This is a genomic window from Streptomyces sp. NPDC031265, assembly GCF_055570295.1.
The window spans coordinates 97,673-115,212 of sequence record NZ_JBVIHM010000020.1; the positions used below are offsets into that span (position 1 = coordinate 97,673).

Genomic DNA, 17,540 nt, shown 5'->3' on the forward strand with positions numbered 1-17,540 from the left:
GTAAAAAGGAAAGAAAGAAACACAGAAAAGACGAAACGGTTGGGGCGGCCCTCTACCAAGCGAACGGGGGTGAGCGGGTTCAAAAAAAACGCGGGGGGGGGGGGGGGGGGTGGTGGGGGGTTCCCCCCGCCACCCCAACCCCCCCCCACCGACGTATGCACCGCCCCCACCCCACGTGAATGCCGCTCCCACCCACGTAAATGAAGCTTCAACCGTCCTGTGTCACACGCGAGTTGGCGGGCAGTCAAGGTGACTGGCACCGGGCGCACATGGCATGATCGGCCTTCGCGTTACTCCCGAGTAACGACCCCCCTCCTCCCATCCGAAGGTCACATCCACGTGCGCACGTTCACCACACGCCTCCTGGTGCCCGGCCTGGCCACCCTGGCCCTCGCCGCCACCGGCTGCTCCTCGACCGGGCACAGCAGTGCGGCGCAGCCGGGCAGCACCGCCACCACCGCGGCGGCCGCCGACGACACGAAGCAGCTCGACGTGGCCGCGGCGCCGCAGGAGGCGTCCGCGCCGACGGCCGTGGCCCGCACCCGTACGGGCAAGGGCCGGCCGGAGAGGTCCTCGCTGAAGGTCGCCTCCTACGACAAGACGAGCCGACGGGCCGTCATATCCACCGCCCCGCAGCGGCACACCGCCGCGCCCAGCCACTCCCCCGCGCCCGACAAGCCCGTCGCGGTCGGCGATGTCATCGCCAGCGCTCCGGCGCCGGGCGCCCCCAACGGACTGCTCGCCAAGGTCACCGAGGTCGTCGGGAAGACCGGGAGCGGCACCGAGGTGAAGACCGCGCCCACGACGCTGGCCTCGGTCCTCAAGGACGACAAGGCCGACGGCAAGGTCCCGGTCGACCCGTCCTCGGTCAAGGTCGAGCCCCTGATGAAGGGCGTCACCTTCTCCTGGGCCAAGGGCAAGGGCCTCACGTACGGGCCCAAGGGCGCCAAGCTGCCCCTCGGCAATCTGCGCCTGGACGTGAACGCCGCGGTGGACACCGCCAAGGACGCCCCGGCCTCCGCCGGCGCCGCGGTCTCCGGTTTCGTCCAGCTCGCCCCCGAGGTGGAGTTCTCGTACGACGGCAGCTCCGGCGGCTTCGGACCGCGCTCCGCGTTCCTCGGCATGAGCGGCGACTGGTCCTCGCAGTGGGCGCTCAAGGGCCGCGCCGCCGCGAGCACCGGCGCACCCAAGCGCATTCCCTTCGCCAAGCTGCACAGTGCGCCCGTCATCCAGGTCGGGCCGGTCCCCGTCGTCGTCAACCTCGACCTGACCTGCTACGTCCAGGTCGAGGCCGACGGCCATGTCACGCTCGACGTCCAGCAGGACGTCAAGGGCGACTTCCGCGTCGGCGGCAGCTACACCTCCGGCAAGGGCTGGACCCCGGTCAGCACCTCCGCCGTGCACAGCTCGCCGGTGACGGCCACCGTCACCGCGGCCGGGCGCGTCAAGGGCGCCCTCGGCGCCGAGGCCTCCGTCGGTCTGTACGGGGCCGTCGGCGTCAGCGCCGACTTCGCCCCCTATCTGCGCGGCGAGGCCGACGCCAAGGCGACCGCGTCCTCCGACGGCAAGGCGTCCGTCTCCGGTGCCTGGGCCGTCTACGGCGGCCTCGACCTGAGCGGCCAGCTCCACTTCCAGCTGTCCCTGTTCGGCACGCCGGTCATCGAGCGCCGCATCCCGCTCGGCGCCCTCCACCGCGAGTGGCCGCTAGCGAGCGGGCACGCGGAGAGCTAGGGCCTGTCCCCGCCCCCGAAGAGGGGTGAGTGGGCCGGAAGGCGGGTCGCCTTCCGGCCCACTCGTGTGTACGCGCCCGGGGCGCGCGGAGTGTCAGAGCACCGTGATGCCGAGCATCCGCGCGCCGCTCTCGCTGCGCGGCCGGTGGCGGCTGCCGGGCGCGAACACCACGTAGGTACCGGCGGCGTGGCGCTCCTCCCCCTCGATCACCTCCCCGCTGAGCACGTAGTAGCGCTCCTCGGTGGCGTGGACGTCGATCTCGGGCCACTCACTGCCCGGCGCGAAGTCGATCAGCCAGCCGCGCGCGTGCTCGGTGATCCCCACTCTGCGGCGCACGATGCCGGGGGCGACGTCGATCGGCTCCACCTCCTCGACGCGCACGACGGTCTTCAGCGGTCCTGTTCCGGTGATCTCGCTCATGGCACCACTGTGGATCACATCGGATCCGCTGCCCGAGAGTCCAGAAAGACATCTGCGGGTACATTCCTGCCATGGACCGTCACCGTGTCGTGGCCCTGATCAACCCACCGCAGTCGCCCTTCGAACTCGCCTGCGCCGCCGAGGTCTTCGGCGCCGTACGCCCGGATCTCCCCGACGCGTACACCTTCGAGGTGTGCACCGAGCGGCCCGGGCCGGTACCGACCACCGTCGGCTGCCCGATGCTCGTCGAGGCCGGGCTCGGCGCGCTGGAGACGGCGGACACCGTGGTCGTGCCCGGCTGGCAGCCGGTCGGCGGGGCCGTGCCGGAGGCCGTCCTGGACGCCCTGCGGGCCGCCCACCGGCGCGGCGCCCGGATCGTGTCCATCTGCACGGGCGCCTTCGTCCTCGCCCGCGCCGGGCTGCTCGACGGCCGCCGCGCCACCACCCACTGGCGCCGCACCGACCAGCTCGCCACCGAGCATCCCGAGGTCGAGGTGGACCCGGACGTCCTGTACGTCGACCACGGCGACGTGGCGACCAGCGCCGGGAGCGGGGCCGGGATCGATCTGTGCCTGCACCTCGTGCGGACCGACCACGGCGCGGCCCACGCCGCCCGGATCGCCCGCAGCATGGTCCTGCCGCCGCACCGCGAGGGCAGCCAACTCCAGTACGCGGCCCCGCCCGTGCCCGCCCGGGCCGCCGACGAGTCACTGGCGCCACTGCTCGAATGGGCCGACGCACGCCTGCACACCCCGCTCACCCTCGACCGGCTCGCCGCACACGCGGGGCTCTCCGGCCGCACCCTCGCCCGGCGCTTCAACGGCCAGCTCGGCGTCAGCCCCGGCCAGTGGCTGCTGCGCCGCCGCATCGACGCGGCGCGGGTCCTCCTGGAGGAGACCGGCCTGCCGGTCGAGGCCATCGCCACGCGCGTCGGCCTCGCCTCCGCCGTCAACCTCCGCCGCCGCTTCCGCACCGCGCTCGGGACGACACCGGGCGCCTACCGCCGTACGTTCGGGGAGGCACCGGGCGGATCCTCGGCCCGCGCCGCCCCCTGAACCCGGGGCCTCTCGGCCCCCGGCCACCCGGTCGCCGCCCACGAGGTGCGGGCCACCGGCCCCGGGGCGCATTCTTGCTCTATCACCTACCGCGCGGCACGCGGACGAGGGCAGACCGATGACTGAGAGCGCCGAGAACCAGCACTGGGCGCCGGGAAGACTGACCGCACTGCTCACCGGGGCCGTGGCGGAGGCCATGCGCGCCGTCGGCGGCCACGTGGGAGGCGTGTACCTGCGCTCCAGCACACCCGGGCTGCTGCGGCTGGCCGTGCTCTCCGGGCTGCCAGGACCGCTGTTCCGCCCCTGGTGGCGCATGCACGTGGACCGGCCGTTCCCGGTGGCCGACGCCCATCGCCTCGGCGTCGAGATCCAGCTCGCCGACCCCACCGAGACCATGCGCCGCTACCCCCAGCTGGCGGCCGGGCTGCCGTTCCGGTTCGGCTCGGTGTACGTGCCCGTGGTGGGGGCGTCGACGGCGTACGGAGTCCTCAGCGTGCTGCGCCCCGCGTCACTGGACGCCTCCTCGGCGCCCCTGGACCGCGACCGCCTCACGGAGGCGGCACAGGCCCTGGGCGCCGCCCTCCTCGAACTGGAGGCGGACGGCCCCGGGGTCGTCTGGGACGGCGAGCCGCTGTGCGTACAGCCCCCGACCGACGGCGCTTCCCCGGGGCACGCGGGCCGCGGCACCCCCGGGGACGGCGCGGCCGATCTGCTCCCCGAGGGCGTGTTCACGCTGGACCGCCTCGGGCTGTTCAGCTACGTCAACCCGCGCGCCGCCCTGCTCCTCGGCCACCCGCCCAGCGAACTGCTCGGGCGGTCCCTGTGGCACGCGGTGCCGTGGCTGGAGCAGCCCACGTACGAGGACCATCTGCGCGGCGCGCTGCTGTCGAGGGACCCCGTGCACTTCCAGGTCAGACGCCCGCCGGCACCCGGTGAGGGGCCGGGGTCCGGGGAGCGGTACGGCGACCGGCTCTCGCTGTCCGTCTACCCGGGACCGAACGGTCTGACGTTCACGGCGGTCCCGCTGGGCCGGGATGCCGGCGCCGCCAAGGCCGCCTCCCTCCCCGGCGGCACCGCCCTCGACGGGCAGGAGCGCGGCGACCCGCCGTTCGGGCCGCTGACGGCCCCGGCGGCGCTCGCGGACGACCCGGCCGCCCCCGCCGCGGCGGCGAACCGGACGGAGGCCCTCTACCCGCCCGTCTTCCTCGCCCTGGCACTGAGCGAGGCGGTCACCGCCCGCCAGGTCTCGGCCGTAGTGATGCAGGAGCTGCTACCGGCGTTCGGCGGCCGTCGCCTCGCCATCTATCTGCTCCAGGACCGCCACCTCTACCTCGCCTGGGAGAGCGGCTTCCCCAAAGGCTTCCTGGACCCCTTCGACGGGGTCGCGCTCGACGTGCGGCTGCCCGGCGTCGAGACGCTCACCAGTGGCCGCCCGCTCTTCTTCGAGTCCATGCAGCAGCTCGCGGCGGCCTATCCCGGCATCGCCCTCGACGCCGAGGAGGGCGCCCGCGCCTTCCTGCCGCTGATCGCCTCCGGCCGGCCGGTCGGCTCCTGCATCCTCGGCTTCGACCGGCCGCGCGGCTTCAGCCCGCAGGAGCGCACGGTCCTCACCGCGCTCGCCGGGCTCATCGCCCAGGCGCTGGAGCGGGCTCAGCGCTACGACACGGAGGCCGCCCTCGCCCGCGGCCTCCAGGCGGCCCTGCTCCCCCACCGCCTTCCCGTACACCCCCAGGTGGAGACGGCGGGACGGTATCTGCCCGGCACCCAGGGCATGGACGTGGGCGGCGACTGGTACGACGTGGTCGAGGCCGGGGACGGACTGGCCCTGGTCATCGGCGATGTCCAGGGACACGGGGTGCAGGCCGCGGCCACCATGGGTCAACTGCGCAGCGCGGTACGGGCCTTCGCGCTCGGCGGGCATCCGCCCGAGGAGGTCATGAGCGGCACCAACCGGCTGCTCATCGACCTCGACCCGGGCCAGTTCGCCAGCTGCTGCTACATCAGGCTCGACCCGCTCACCGGCGCCGCCCGGGCCGCCCGCGCCGGACACCCGCAGCCGCTGCTGCGCCAACCCGACGGCCGTACCGAGGTCCTGGACCTGCCCGGTGGCGTGGTGCTCGGGGTGGCCCCGGACGCCGTGTACCCGGTGGTGGACCTGTGCCTGGAGCCGGGGGCGGTGCTCGCCCTGTACACCGACGGGCTGGTCGAGCGGCCGGGCAGCGACATCGACGAGGGCATCGAGCGGCTCCGCGCGGCCCTGTCCCGCGCCGCCACCCCCACCCGCCGCACCGGCCCGTCCCTGGGCGGCACCGCGGACCTGCTCATCGAGGAGGCCCGCCAGGCCACGGACCGCCCGGACGACATCGCGCTCCTGCTGACCACCCGCCGCGCCACGCGCTGACGCCGGGCGCGGCCCCTTCCGGGCACCGTGACCTTCGCCGCAAACCGTGCCTCCCCGTTGTGGACCGGACCGGGGAGCGGATCAAGTACGCACGACATCACGTACGAGCGCGCCGCGAAGCCGCTCCGCCGCGCGGGAGTCCAGCAGAACACCCCATGACGACCGGGTACTTCACGTCCGTGGACGATGTCTCCGCGCGCCTCGCCGAGACCGGCTATCGAGATGCACGTGTGCCGCAACGCGCACCAGCTCGGCGGCCTCCTCGCACGGCTGCTGCCGGTGTGACGGGGCCGCCGGACAAGCCCTAACCGTGGGCGGGTTCGATGTTCTGGTTGGCGTGGAAGAGGTTGTGCGGGTCGTAGGCGCGCTTGACCGCGGCAAGGCGGTCGTACTGGTCGCGGTAGGTGGCCCTGACCCGCTCCTGGCCCTCGCCGACGCCGATGAAGTTCACGTAACTGCCGCCCATGGAGTGCGGCTGCAGTTCCTCCCAGTAGTCCACGCACCACTGCTTGACGGTCTCGGCGTTGGCCGGGTCGGGGTCGATGCCGCCGATGACCCCGGACCAGACGGCGTCCCGGTAGCCCCAGGCCGTGTCGCCCGGCTTGACCCGGTGGGCGGCGCCGTCGACCGGGTACAGGTGCATGGTGGAGAGGTCGGTGGGGATGCCCTCGGCGTACTTGGCGTGGACGTCGATGGCCCCGTCGGTGATGCGGTCGAAGAACGCGCCGCGCCAGTACCACTGCAGGCCCTTGGGGATCAGCTCGTCGAACATGCTCTGCACCATCGGGTACGGCATGGGCGCCGTGAAGTGGAAGGCGGGCGGGCCGGGTTCGCCGACCGGCTCGAAGACCTTCTCGGCCTCGTCCGGGTCGCCGGTCCAGCACCACACCACGCCGCACATCTTCTGCCCGTGGATCTCCTCCGGGAACGGCGGCCCCGGCGGGACGACGAGCACCGCGAAGAACCCGTTCAGGTCCTCGGGCGCCTGCGGCAGGAACTCGCGGTACCACCGCAGCACGTCACCGATGCGGTCGAGCGTCCAGAGGGTGACGCCGAGCACCACGGTGTGCACCGGGTGCAACGAGAAGGTGAAGGCGGTGACGACGCCGAAGTTCCCACCGCCGCCGCGCAGCGCCCAGAACAGGTCCGGGTGGTTGCGCTCGTTGGTGGTGACGAAGCTACCGTCCGCGAGCACCACGTCGGCCGCCAGCAGGTTGTCGATGGTCAGGCCGTACTTGCGGGTCAGATGGCCGTGGCCGCCGCCGAGGGTCAGTCCGCCGACGCCGGTCGTCGACATGATGCCGGCCGGGGTGGCCAGGCCGAACGCGTGGGCGGCGTGGTCCAGGTCGCGTATCAGGGAGCCGCCGCCGACCTGGGCGATCTCCGCCGAGGGGTCGACGCGCACCCAGCGCATGGGCGACAGGTCGACGGTGACGCCGTCGTCCACCAGGCACAGGCCCGGGCCGCTGTGCCCGCCGCCGCGGACGGCGAGTTCGAGGCCGTGGTCGCGGACGAAGTCGACCGCGTCGATGACGTCGCCCGCGTCCGCGCACCGGACGACCGCGGCGGGCCGCCGGTCGATCATCGCGTTGTAGATCGTGCGGGCTTCGGTGTACTCCGGGTCCTGCGGGCCGATGACCGGACCGCGCAGTACGGTCCGCATCGCCTCCAGCGTCGTGCCGTCCATGGCGATCTCCTAGCAGCGGCACGGTACGGTCCGTGGACCCGCCCGGCCCTTCCCCTGCTGGGCCGCCGGTGGGTTCGTGCACGCCGGTGCCCCGGCGTCCCCACCGGTCTCGGCCGTGAACGGGCGCCACAGGGCTGACACCTCAAGCGTCTCGCCGCGAGCGGAGACTCGCAATCCCCGGCCGCCCCGGCCCCGGAGATGACCGGGCCCGGTCGCGGGCGCACGATGGGGTCATGGACGGGCGTATCGGTGACATCAGTACGCCGGGGCGTCTCGCCGGCCCGGCGGAGGGCATCAGCCCCGAGGAACTCGCCCTGGCGGCCCGCAACCACGGGCTGCCCCTGGAGGCCCTGCGCTACGACGTCACCCCGCCCGGACTGCACTACGTACTGGTCCACTACGACATCCCGTACGCCGACGCGGACGACTGGGAGCTCACCGTAGGCGGCCGGGTGCGCACCGCGCTCACCCTGGACCTGGCGGCCCTGCGCGCCTTCCCGGCGGCCACACACCGGGTGACCATGGAGTGCGCGGGCAACGGCCGGGCCCGGCTCGCCCCGCGTCCCGTCAGCCAGCCGTGGCTGGTCGAGGGGGTGGGGACCGCCGAGTGGACCGGGGTGCCGCTGCGCACACTGCTCGCCGAGGCGGGGATGGAGCGGGACGCCGTCGAGGCGGTCTTCACCGGCGCGGACCACGGCGTCGAGCGCGGGGTGGAGCAGGACTACCAGCGCAGTCTGCCGGTGACGGACGCGGTCGGCCGGGACCCCGAGGTGCTGGTGGCGTACGAGATGAACGGCGCCCCGCTGCCGCCGCAGCACGGCCACCCGCTGCGCCTCGTGGTCCCCGGGTGGTACGGCATGGCGCACGTGAAGTGGCTGCGCGCCATCACGCTCACCGCGACCCCCTTCACCGGCTTCCAGCAGCAAGTCGCCTACCGCTACCGGCAGTCCGCCGACGATCCCGGTGATCCGGTCACCCGCATGGCCCCGCGCGCGCTGATGATCCCGCCCGGCTTCCCGGACTTCATGTCCCGCACGCGGGTCGTACACCCCGGCCGGATCCTGCTGGAGGGCCGGGCCTGGTCGGGGCGGGCGCCCGTCACCCGCGTCGAGGTGAGCACGGACGACGGGCACAGCTGGTACGAGGCGGAACTCGCCCCGGCGGACGGCCACGACTGGGCCTGGCGCCGCTGGCGGGCGCCCTGGACGGCCACCCCTGGCAGCCACGTCCTGAGCGCCCGCGCCACCGACGCCGAAGGCGCCACCCAGCCGCTCGCCCAGCCCTGGAACCGCGGCGGCTTCGCCAACAACCTCGTCCAGCGGGTCGGTGTGTTCTGCCCGCGGGACGGCTGAGCCGCAAGGCAGGTGCGCTCAGGAGGGCTTCGTGGCGGAGAGCGCCGTGACCTTCACGGTGTTGTCGCACTCGGCGATCACGCCGTCGTCCAGGGCGGTCTGATGACGCCCGGCACCCGGTACCCCGAGGACGAGCGTCGGGTACGAGACCGGCTCGGCACCGGACGCGCAGATCCCGTCGGCCTCGCCCTGGACCTGGACGAAGGTGAGCTTCGTCCAGGCGTGGGCGCCGGGGGCGAGCGTGACCGTGGAGGCGGTGCCGGTGTGGGTGGCGGCGAGGGGGACGTTGTGGTCCGGTGAGCCGTTCCCCGCGCCGCCCACGGTGACGAACCCCTTCACCGTGCAGGGGTGCGCGGAGGTGTTGGCGAACCCGACGACCGCCGCGCCCGTGCCCGTACCCGGCGGGCGGTTGGCCGCCTGGTGGGCCGGGGTGACCTTCAGGTCGCTGATCCCGCACTTGGGGGCCGCGTGCTTGGGCTTGGCGGTACCTGCCGGGGCCGTGGGGGCCTTCGCGGTGGGTGCGGTGGTGTGCGGTGTGGCCTGGGCGCTCGGGATGACGGGGGACGCGGCCCCCGTGTCGCGCCCCTTGCCGCCGCCCGGCTCACAGCCGACCACCAGCACACCGGCCACCACGGCTGTCGCCGCCACCGTCATCGCCCGACGCATGTGTGAGTAGTCCATGACTCCCCCGAGGATATGGCCGGTACACCCCGGCACTCGCCGTACAACACACCGCGGCGGCCGCAATGGTTCACACGTATGGTCGGGTGTGGCACGACGGTTACAAACCACCGTCCAACACCGCCGAAAGCGGCACATCCGCCACCTCGGCGGCGGGACGCGACAGATACAGCGCGGTGTGGAAGCAGCCGTCGCTCTCCTTGCCCCGGGGGTCCTCACCGGCCGCGGTCACCGCGTCCACGGCGTAGCGCCGCTCCTGATCATCGGTGAAGCGGCGCTGCGGGAAGGTGGGAGCGGTCAGCTTCTCGGTGACCAGGCCGTGGGCGGCCAGGCTGTGCGCGATGTCCCGGTAGGAGCCGGTGCGCAGCACGAACGCCGCCACCCACACGGGGCCCTCGATGCTCGCGAGGAGCGGTGCGAAGGTACGGGCGGAGAGGAAGCTGGCTCCGCCGGTGACGGTGATCAGGCGGGTGTGCCGTACGGCCCGGAGCAGCGCCCGGCTCGGCGGCGCCGCCTCCAGGTTCTCGGCGAAGCCCTCGTCGAGCAATCCGACCGCCTGCGCGTACGCGACGGCGTGCCCGGCCATGTCTAGCCCGATGACGCGCGCCGCGTCGGGGTGGCGGTGGGCCGCGTAGAAGGAGCGGTCGCGCTGCTTCAGCTCGGCAGTGGTGAGTGCGGCGGTGTGCGCCGAGGTGTAGTGCTCGTACAAGTCCTCCAGGGTCAGGTCGTGGTGGAGGAGGGCGGCGTTGACGCCGTACGAACAGCAGAGGTCGAGCACGGTCGCCGGGCCTTGCTCGCGCCCGGCGGCCGTACGTGCGGCGAGCAGGCGCCGGAACACGCGCTGGGCGTGGTGGGGTGTCCGGTATCCCCAGGGGCGCAGCGCGCGGAAGTAGGCGCGCGGGTCCGGCTGGTCGTAGGCGTCGTCGAAGCGCGTCATCCCCTGGGTGCCGGAGTGCGCCGTACGCGACACGTCGTCCCCTGCGGGAACTTGGCCCTTCGGCTGTGCCTCGGTCATGACCGCCGCCCTTCCCCGCGCGCCGCCGTGGTGCGCCAAGCCATACGTAACGTGGCGCGCGGGCGGCGGGGAAGGGCGCGAATCCGCCAGGGCGGGCGCCGGTCTCCCCCGTGTCAGCGGAACGCCACCACCACCGCACCCCACTGGGCCGTCGTGGTGCCGGTCGCCGCGCACGACGGGTCCGCCGGGGCGACGCGGTAGGCGCCGGACAGACGGTAGGACGACAGCCTCAGCACGGGCAGCGCGCTCCACTCGGTCGAGTAGACGGGCGCGGTACCGCTGTTGGTGCCCACGGCGGCCACCACCAGGTCACCGGGCGCGCACTCCACCCTGCTGTGGCTGGTGGTGAAGGCGGTACCACCGGCCTCGCCGTGGGCTTCCGCCCGGGCCACGACCGTGCTGACGCCCCGGAACTCGTCGACCGCGATGTGGTACTTGCTGGCGCTCGGGTACACCACCCGGATCGAGTCGGCGGTGGTGAGCGGGTGCACGTGGAAGCCTGCCAGGAGCAGGGTGCGGTGCCTGCGGGTGTCGGTGACCTCGCCCACGACGCGGAACCGGTCCCCCTGGGTGTCGGTCACCGTGACCGGGCCGGGGCAGGTGCTGGTCAGCATGACGCTGACGATCAATGCGTCCCCGCCGGTCACCGGGGAGGTCACCGGAAGGTCGACGTCTGTGTCGGAGAGGATCTGCGCGTCGGATGCGGGGCGGCCCACCCAGGCGGGGCGCGCCTGCACCACACGCGCCGGAGAACCGCTGGAGGGCGACCGGCCGGGGCCGGCGGAGGCGGGCAGCCGAGGGTCGGCCGAGACGGGCAGGCCGGGGTCGGCGCTCCGTGACGCGGTGGCGGGCGGACAGGTCTCGGCCTCCGCGGGACCGCCCCCTCCCGGCGAACCGCCCGCCGAGCCGACGAGCCCGAACACGGCCACGGCCCCGAGCACGGCGCCGACCCCCAGCAGGCTGCCGTGCATCAGCGCACGGCGCCCGGGACGGACCCGCGCGCGGGGTACGGCGGAGACCTCGGGCTCGGCCGCACCCGCTTGCTGAACCTCCCCTTCCGGGGGCTCGGCGGGCTGCTCTCCGGCCTCCGGTTCCGGTTCCCCGTCGCCGCCCGCACCTTTGGCCGAATCGAGCCGGATGCGCGTCCACGCGTCCTTCCAACTCGCCAGCGCTTCTCCCCGTACGCCGAACGCCCGCAGCAGCGCCTGCACCCGGTCCCACGGCGGCAGCGACGGACGCTCGTCGTTCAGCGCATGGGCGATGGTCGTCCGCGGCAGCCCGGTACGCCGCTGCAACTCGCGCAGGGACAGGCTCTCCACCGCCTTGAGCGCCCGCAGCGCCCCGACGAACTCCCCGACCGTGCCCAGCGCCCCCGGATCCGGCAGACCGCCGCCGTCCGGTCCCGGTCTGTCATTCTCGATGCTCGTCATGACTCCCCCATTGACCTCGGACCCGCGGCCGGTTCGACCGCCGGGCGGCCGGATCGTACGCCGCGCGCCGCCACCGCCGATATGGATCAATCAGCCACGCCCCGCAGCCCCTTGGCCGGCGCAGTCGCGAGGAAAGCGAACGCCGACGCCCGCCCGTGCCCGGCGAAAACCGGGGCCCGGCATGATCGGAGCGACGACGCACAAGACCCTCACCCTGAAGGACGACCATGCCGTTCCAGCCCGACCGACTCTCCGTTCCGCTCGTCCAGGCGCCGATGGCGGGCGGCGCCTCCACCCCCGAACTGGCCGCCGCCGTGAGCGGAGTGGGCGGACTCGGCTTCCTGGCCGCCGGATACCGCACCGCGCAGGGCATGCGGGAGCAGATCGTCCGGACCCGGGAGCTGACGGGCGGCCCGTTCGGGGTCAACCTCTTCGTGCCGGGTCCCCCGGCCCCGTCGAGCGCCGAGGCGGTGGCCGCCTACCGTGCGGAGCTCCTCGCCGAGGCCGCCGAGTACGGCATCACCCTGCCCGTGCCCACCGACGAGGGCGACGACGACGGGTGGGACGAGAAGCTCGACGTACTGGTGCGCGAGCCCGTGCCGGTGGTGTCGTTCACCTTCGGGCTGCCCGGCGCGTCCGTCGTCGAGGCGCTGCACCGGGCGGGCAGCCATCTGATCGGGACCGCCACCACCGTCGCCGAGGCCGAGGCGGCTGAGGCCCGCGGGGTGGACGCGCTCTGCCTCCAGGGCCCGGACGCGGGCGGCCACCGGGCCACCCACGACGCCCAGGCCGAGCCGTCGGACCTGCCGCTGCCCGACCTGCTGGCGGCCGTCCGCGAACGTGTGCGGATCCCCCTGATCGCGGCGGGCGGCCTCGGCACCGGGGAGGACATCGCCGCCGCGCTGGCGGCCGGTGCCGTCGCCGCGCAGCTCGGCACCGTATATCTGCGCACCCACGAGTCGGGGGCCTCGCGGACGCACCAGGACGCCCTCGTCGACCCGCGCTTCGACCGCACCGTGGTCACGCGCGCGTTCTCCGGGCGGCCCGCGCGGGGCCTGCGCAACCGGTTCATCGACGCGCACGACGCGAGCGCCCCCGACGCGTATCCGCAGGTGCACCATCTGACCAAGGAGCTGCGCGCCGCCGCGGCCAAGGCCGGGGACGCGGACCGGCTCCATCTGTGGGCGGGCAGCCGCTTCCGCCTCGCCCGGGCCGTACCGGCGGCCGCCCTCACCCGCGACCTGTGGGAGGCGGCCCGGGCGGCCGCCATGTGATCCGCTCTCCCGTTGTCCGCGCGCGTTTGACAGGTCCTCGTCGCGGACACCATGATTCCACTAGTCAACTAGTGGAATCATGGAAAGGGGGGAGGCGCGTGCGCGACATGACCGCTCCTGGCGCGGCCGACACCCGGTGGGCCCTGGAAGCACGTGGGCTGGGGAGGAAATACCGACGGGGCTGGGCCCTGCGGGACTGCACCTTCCGGATTCCGGCCGGGCGCATCTGCGGCCTCGTGGGACCCAACGGCGCCGGAAAGAGCACCCTGCTGAATCTGGCCACCCGGCTCGTCGAGCCGAGCGCCGGGGAGCTGCGGATCTTCGGCACCCCGGCCGACTCTCCCGCCGCCATGCCCCGGTACGCGTATCTCGCCCAGGACAAGCCGATGTTCAAGCGGTTCACCGTGGCCGAGTCGCTGCGCCTGGGCCAGGAGCTCAACCCGGGCTGGGACCAGGCGGCGGCCGAGCGCATCGTGCGCGCCGGGCGGATCCCGATGGATGCCCGGATCGGCACCCTGTCGGGCGGCCAGCGCACCCGCGTGGCCTTCGCGCTCGCCTTCGGCAAGCGGCCCGAACTGCTGCTCCTGGACGAGCCGATGGCCGATCTCGACCCGGTCGCCCGCGACGAGCTGAGCTCGCTGCTGATGTCCGAGGCCGTCGAGCGCGGCACCACGGTCCTGATGTCCTCCCACATGCTCAGCGAGCTTGAGCACATGTGCGACTACCTCCTCGTCCTCGCCGACGGCCGGGTCCGGATGGCCGGTGAGACCGACGAGCTGGTGCCGATGCACACCCTGGTCACCGGGGTCGCCACGGACCAGGGCCTGCCCATCGCGCTGAGCACCCACACGGTGATCGAATCCCGCACCGCGGGACGGCAGTTCACCGCGATGGTGCGCACCGAGGGCCCGTTGACCGGCGACTGGCAGCTCGCCGAGCCCAGCATGGAAGAGGTGCTGCTCGCCTACCTCCGCAACCCCGAGGCGCCCGCGCTGCTTTCCCCGGCCGCCGCTCCCGGCCACCAAGAGGAGTACGCCGTATGAGCACGCTCACCCGCCCCGCCGTCGCCGAAGAGCCGGCCCGCACCAAGCCCAGGAGGCTGCGCGGACTGCTCTGGCTCGTGACACGCCAGCACCGGGCCGTCCTCTTCGCCTGCGCGGCGGCCATCGTCCTCGGCTCGGCCTGGATCATCTACCAGCGCGGAGTCCTGCTGGACGACGCACACGCCGCCGGCTGGCCCTCCACCCCTGTCGACGACATCGACGGCGCCCTGCGCCTGCGGCTGGAGAACAGCTTCGAAGGCATCGCGCGCTACGTGGGGTATCTCCCGCTGCTCTTCGGTGTCTTCCTCGGCGCCCCGCTCCTCGCCTCGGACCAGGAGAACGGCACGGCGCGGCTGGTCACCACCCAGTCGGTGCCCCGGACACACTGGCTGCTGTGGAAGCTCGGCTTCACCGTGGTGCTCGTCGCGGTGACCACCGCGGTCCTGGGCGCGCTGCTGACCTGGTACTGGCACGCCGCCCGGCCGTTCGTCTCCACCGACTGGCTCGAAGCGTCGATCTTCGACAACACAGGCCCCGTACTGCTCACGACAGCGCTGTTCACCACGTCGCTCGGCATCGTCATCGGCGCACTGGTGCGCCGTGCGGTGACCGCGATGACGCTCACCTTCTTCGGCGCGTTCGCCTTCTCGGTGGCCTTCGACTACCTCAAGCCGCACCTCGCCACACCCCGACGGGTCGCGTTCCCCCTGGACGGCGACCACCCGGCGGTGCTCAACGGCTCGGTCCAGGTGGACCAGTGGATCGGCACCGCCTCGGGCAAGCTGTACGGGTGGGGTACCTGCGTCAGTGACGCCGACTCCGACGCCTGCCGCGCCCGGAAGGGCATCGTCAACTCGGTGTGGGACTACTTCGGTTACGACCAGATGGCCACCCTGCAGTGGACCGCGGCCGCTCTGCTGGCCGTGGCGACCGCGGCCCTGCTCGCACTGGCCGTGTGGCGGACCCGCCGCCAGGCGTTCTAGGGCCTGTCCGGCCCGGAGCGGGAAACCGGCGGCATAGGCTGTACGCCACGGTACGAAGGGTGGAGCACCCGGGTGTTGAGGCCCGGGACTCGCATCCACCAGACACCCACGACGCGAAGGAGGCAGGTGCGATGGTCGTGTTCCGCGTGGACCGCCGCAGCGGCCTGCCCGCCTACCTCCAGATCGTCCACCAGGTGGAGCAGGCGCTGCGCATGGGGGCGCTGGCCGAGGGCGACAAACTACCGACGGCGGCCCAGGTGGCGGCCACCACGAAGGTCAACCCCAACACCACTCTCAAGGCCTACCGGGAGCTGGAGCGCTCCGGGCTGGTCGAAGTGCGCCAGGGGGCGGGGACGTTCATCACCCGCTCGCTGGCCACCCCGCAGACCGCTCCGGAGTCACCGCTGCGCACCCGGCTCGGCGAGTGGCTGCGCGAGGCGCGGGCGGAGGGCCTGAGCGAACACGACGTCACGACGCTGTTCGACGCCCTGCTCACCGAGACCTTCCCGGCGGCGGCGCCCACGCACACCCCCGCCCACTGAGCACCGACCGGCCCCGAGGGCCTGTCGTCGAATTTCCGCCTGCCCCGCGACGCCTGGCACGCTCCCCCGAGCTCTTCGAGCAGGGGGGACCCCCACTCGCCGCACCGGACGAAAGCCCGAGTACGTCCCGTACGAGGACTTCCGCCCGGCACTCCCCCGAGCTCTTCGAGCAGGGGGGACCCCCAGAGCACGCACCAGAGGCCGCGGACCGCCCTCGGGCGACGACGGGAATGTGACGACACGCCCCGGGCCGAGCGGCGCCCCGGCTTATGCCGAGCGGCGTACGCGTGCCGCCTTGCGGGCCTCGGCGAGTTGCTGGGCCTCGGTGGTCCGGCGGCTGCCGCCGGAGCGGCCGGGGGTGGTGCCGATGCCCCGGAACGGGGCTCCGCCGCGCTTGGGGCGCTCGGCCGCCGGCGCGTTGCCGATCGGGACGCCCGACGGGGTCTGCGCGCCGGTGATGCGGTTCAGCTCGGCCTCGCCGGAGCGGACCTGGGTGATCTGCGGCCGGATGCCCGCATCCGCCATCAGCCGGGTCATGTCGCGGCGCTGGTTGGGCGTCACCAGCGTGACGACGCTGCCGGACTCACCGGCACGGGCGGTACGGCCGCCGCGGTGCAGATAGTCCTTGTGGTCGGCGGGCGGGTCGACGTTGACGACCAGGTCGAGGTCGTCGACGTGGATGCCCCGGGCCGCGACGTTGGTCGCCACCAGGGTGGTGACCTGCCCGTCCTTGAACTGGGCCAGGGTGCGCGTGCGCTGCGGCTGCGACTTGCCGCCGTGCAGCGCGGCCGCCCGTACTCCGCTGCTCATCAGGTGCTTGGTGAACTGGTCTACGGCGTGCTTGGTGTCCAGGAACATGATCACCCGGCCCTCGCGGGCGGCGATCTCCGTGGCGGTGGCGTACTTGTCGGCGCCGTGCACGTGCAGCAGGTGGTGTTCCATCGTGGTGACCGCGGCCGCCGAGGGGTCGACGGAGTGGACCACCGGGTCGGTCAGGTACTGGCGCACCAGCAGGTCCACATTGCGGTCCAGGGTGGCCGAGAACAGCATCCGCTGCCCGCCGGGGCGCACCAGGTCCAGCAGCTCGGTGACCTGCGGCATGAAGCCCATGTCGGCCATCTGGTCGGCCTCGTCCAGGACGGTGATGTCCACCCGGTCGAGGCGGCAGTCGCGGCGCTCGACGAGGTCCTTGAGGCGGCCGGGCGTCGCCACGACGACCTCGGCGCCCGAGCGCAGCGCCCCGGCCTGCCGTCCGATCGACATCCCGCCGACGACCGTGGCGAGGCGCAGCCTCAGCGACCGGGCGTACGGGGTGAGCGCGTCGGTGACCTGCTGGGCCAGCTCGCGGGTGGGGACGAGGATCAGGGCCAGCGGCTGCTTGGAGTCGGCGCGCTTGCCCGCCGTACGGGCCAGGAGCGCGAGGCCGAAGGCGAGGGTCTTGCCCGAGCCGGTGCGGCCCCGGCCGAGTACGTCACGGCCCGCGAGCGAGTTCGGCAGCGTGGCCGCCTGGATCGGGAACGGCACCGTCACACCCTCGCCGGTGAGCGCCGCGAGCAGGGGGGCGGGCATGTCCAGGTCGGCGAAGGCCTCGGCTGCGGGCAGTGCCGGGGTGAGCGTGGCGGGGAGCGCGAACTCGCCCTGCGGGGCGGAGGGGCGCCGGGTGCGGCCGCCGGAGCGGCTCTGCGCCTGCGCCTGGGCCTGGGCGCGGTAGCGGGCGCCGCCGGAGCCGGAGCCCTTGCGGGCGCCGAAGGAGCGGTCATTCGTGCGAGCTGATCGGTTCATACAGAACCTTCCTCGATATGGCACGTATCGAGGAATTCGCGGCGGATATGACTGCCGGGGAATCGCAAGAACGAGCCGAAAGAAAAGACGAAAACGAGCCCGGGTCGGCCGCGACGCTGCGGGCCGTTGCCGGGCCTCGGAATA

The 17,540-nt window shown here is 73.4% G+C and carries 14 protein-coding genes; 8 read left to right on the plus strand and 6 right to left on the minus strand.

Annotated elements, in window-relative coordinates; translation table 11 throughout:
- Positions 1–339 precede the first annotated feature (339 nt).
- Complete coding sequence (locus ACZ499_RS27030) at positions 340–1,731, plus strand: hypothetical protein (protein ID WP_468678700.1); 1,392 nt, start codon at positions 340–342, stop codon at positions 1,729–1,731.
- Between the two features lie 93 nt (positions 1,732–1,824).
- Here the strand turns inward: ACZ499_RS27030 and ACZ499_RS27035 are convergent, their stop codons facing one another.
- Positions 1,825–2,151 carry a cupin domain-containing protein gene (locus ACZ499_RS27035; protein WP_361385986.1) on the minus strand — a complete coding sequence of 109 codons (327 nt, stop codon included), beginning with the start codon at positions 2,149–2,151 and terminating at the stop codon, positions 1,825–1,827.
- Between the two features lie 71 nt (positions 2,152–2,222).
- On the opposite strand from ACZ499_RS27035, the gene ACZ499_RS27040 reads away from it, so the two are divergent.
- Together ACZ499_RS27040 and ACZ499_RS27045 are read left to right on the plus strand one after the other, a co-directional pair.
- Positions 2,223–3,206, plus strand: a complete 984-nt coding sequence (locus tag ACZ499_RS27040) for a GlxA family transcriptional regulator (RefSeq protein ID WP_468678704.1) — start codon at positions 2,223–2,225, stop codon at positions 3,204–3,206.
- A 118-nt stretch (positions 3,207–3,324) separates the two neighbouring features.
- Entirely contained in the window at positions 3,325–5,607 is a 2,283-nt protein-coding gene (locus tag ACZ499_RS27045; protein WP_468678706.1) for a SpoIIE family protein phosphatase, read from the plus strand.
- A gap of 304 nt (positions 5,608–5,911) precedes the next feature.
- On the opposite strand, the gene ACZ499_RS27050 is transcribed toward ACZ499_RS27045, so the two are convergent.
- The gene (locus tag ACZ499_RS27050) at positions 5,912–7,294 is read right to left on the minus strand and encodes an FAD-binding oxidoreductase (protein ID WP_468678708.1); all 1,383 of its coding nucleotides are present in this window, start codon (positions 7,292–7,294) and stop codon (positions 5,912–5,914) included.
- 233 nt (positions 7,295–7,527) lie between these two features.
- Between ACZ499_RS27050 and ACZ499_RS27055 the strand changes: the two genes are divergently transcribed.
- Entirely contained in the window at positions 7,528–8,646 is a 1,119-nt protein-coding gene (locus ACZ499_RS27055) for a sulfite oxidase (protein WP_468678710.1), read from the plus strand.
- Positions 8,647–8,664: 18 nt separating this feature from the next.
- Here ACZ499_RS27055 and ACZ499_RS27060 read toward each other — a convergent pair whose 3' ends face one another.
- From ACZ499_RS27060 to ACZ499_RS27070, 3 genes are all read right to left on the minus strand, one after another.
- Entirely contained in the window at positions 8,665–9,327 is a 663-nt protein-coding gene (locus tag ACZ499_RS27060; protein WP_468678712.1) for a DUF4232 domain-containing protein, read from the minus strand.
- Between the two features lie 100 nt (positions 9,328–9,427).
- Positions 9,428–10,342, minus strand: a complete 915-nt coding sequence (locus ACZ499_RS27065) for a hypothetical protein (RefSeq protein WP_468678713.1) — start codon at positions 10,340–10,342, stop codon at positions 9,428–9,430.
- A 113-nt stretch (positions 10,343–10,455) separates the two neighbouring features.
- Positions 10,456–11,772: a helix-turn-helix domain-containing protein gene (locus ACZ499_RS27070; RefSeq protein WP_468678716.1), complete on the minus strand. Its 1,317-nt coding sequence runs from the start codon at positions 11,770–11,772 to the stop codon at positions 10,456–10,458.
- 227 nt (positions 11,773–11,999) lie between these two features.
- On the opposite strand from ACZ499_RS27070, the gene ACZ499_RS27075 reads away from it, so the two are divergent.
- The 4 genes from ACZ499_RS27075 to ACZ499_RS27090 all read left to right on the plus strand — a co-directional run bounded on the left by ACZ499_RS27075 (position 12,000) and on the right by ACZ499_RS27090 (position 15,614).
- A complete protein-coding gene (locus tag ACZ499_RS27075) occupies positions 12,000–13,046 on the plus strand; it encodes a nitronate monooxygenase (protein WP_468678718.1) in 1,047 nt (348 codons plus the stop codon).
- 107 nt (positions 13,047–13,153) lie between these two features.
- On the plus strand, positions 13,154–14,089 hold the full coding sequence (locus ACZ499_RS27080) for an ABC transporter ATP-binding protein (RefSeq protein ID WP_468678797.1): 936 nt from the start codon (positions 13,154–13,156) through the stop codon (positions 14,087–14,089).
- Positions 14,086–15,072, plus strand: coding sequence for an ABC transporter permease (locus tag ACZ499_RS27085; protein ID WP_468678721.1), 987 nt, complete (start codon positions 14,086–14,088; stop codon positions 15,070–15,072). The genes ACZ499_RS27080 and ACZ499_RS27085 overlap by 4 nt, the downstream gene beginning before the upstream one ends.
- A 131-nt stretch (positions 15,073–15,203) precedes the next feature.
- On the plus strand, positions 15,204–15,614 hold the full coding sequence (locus ACZ499_RS27090) for a GntR family transcriptional regulator (protein WP_468678723.1): 411 nt from the start codon (positions 15,204–15,206) through the stop codon (positions 15,612–15,614).
- A gap of 267 nt (positions 15,615–15,881) precedes the next feature.
- Here the strand turns inward: ACZ499_RS27090 and ACZ499_RS27095 are convergent, their stop codons facing one another.
- Positions 15,882–17,396: a DEAD/DEAH box helicase gene (locus ACZ499_RS27095; protein ID WP_468678725.1), complete on the minus strand. Its 1,515-nt coding sequence runs from the start codon at positions 17,394–17,396 to the stop codon at positions 15,882–15,884.
- Positions 17,397–17,540 lie beyond the last annotated feature (144 nt).

Coding starts and splice junctions, on each gene's coding strand:
- ACZ499_RS27035 (WP_361385986.1), bottom strand. CDS start 2,151: ATGAGCGAGATCACCGGAACAGGACCGCTGAAGACCGTCGTGCGCGTC.
- ACZ499_RS27040 (WP_468678704.1), top strand. CDS start 2,223: ATGGACCGTCACCGTGTCGTGGCCCTGATCAACCCACCGCAGTCGCCC.
- ACZ499_RS27045 (WP_468678706.1), top strand. CDS start 3,325: ATGACTGAGAGCGCCGAGAACCAGCACTGGGCGCCGGGAAGACTGACC.
- ACZ499_RS27050 (WP_468678708.1), bottom strand. CDS start 7,294: ATGGACGGCACGACGCTGGAGGCGATGCGGACCGTACTGCGCGGTCCG.
- ACZ499_RS27055 (WP_468678710.1), top strand. CDS start 7,528: ATGGACGGGCGTATCGGTGACATCAGTACGCCGGGGCGTCTCGCCGGC.
- ACZ499_RS27060 (WP_468678712.1), bottom strand. CDS start 9,327: ATGGACTACTCACACATGCGTCGGGCGATGACGGTGGCGGCGACAGCC.
- ACZ499_RS27065 (WP_468678713.1), bottom strand. CDS start 10,342: ATGACCGAGGCACAGCCGAAGGGCCAAGTTCCCGCAGGGGACGACGTG.
- ACZ499_RS27070 (WP_468678716.1), bottom strand. CDS start 11,772: ATGACGAGCATCGAGAATGACAGACCGGGACCGGACGGCGGCGGTCTG.
- ACZ499_RS27075 (WP_468678718.1), top strand. CDS start 12,000: ATGCCGTTCCAGCCCGACCGACTCTCCGTTCCGCTCGTCCAGGCGCCG.
- ACZ499_RS27080 (WP_468678797.1), top strand. CDS start 13,154: ATGACCGCTCCTGGCGCGGCCGACACCCGGTGGGCCCTGGAAGCACGT.
- ACZ499_RS27085 (WP_468678721.1), top strand. CDS start 14,086: ATGAGCACGCTCACCCGCCCCGCCGTCGCCGAAGAGCCGGCCCGCACC.
- ACZ499_RS27090 (WP_468678723.1), top strand. CDS start 15,204: ATGGTCGTGTTCCGCGTGGACCGCCGCAGCGGCCTGCCCGCCTACCTC.
- ACZ499_RS27095 (WP_468678725.1), bottom strand. CDS start 17,396: ATGAACCGATCAGCTCGCACGAATGACCGCTCCTTCGGCGCCCGCAAG.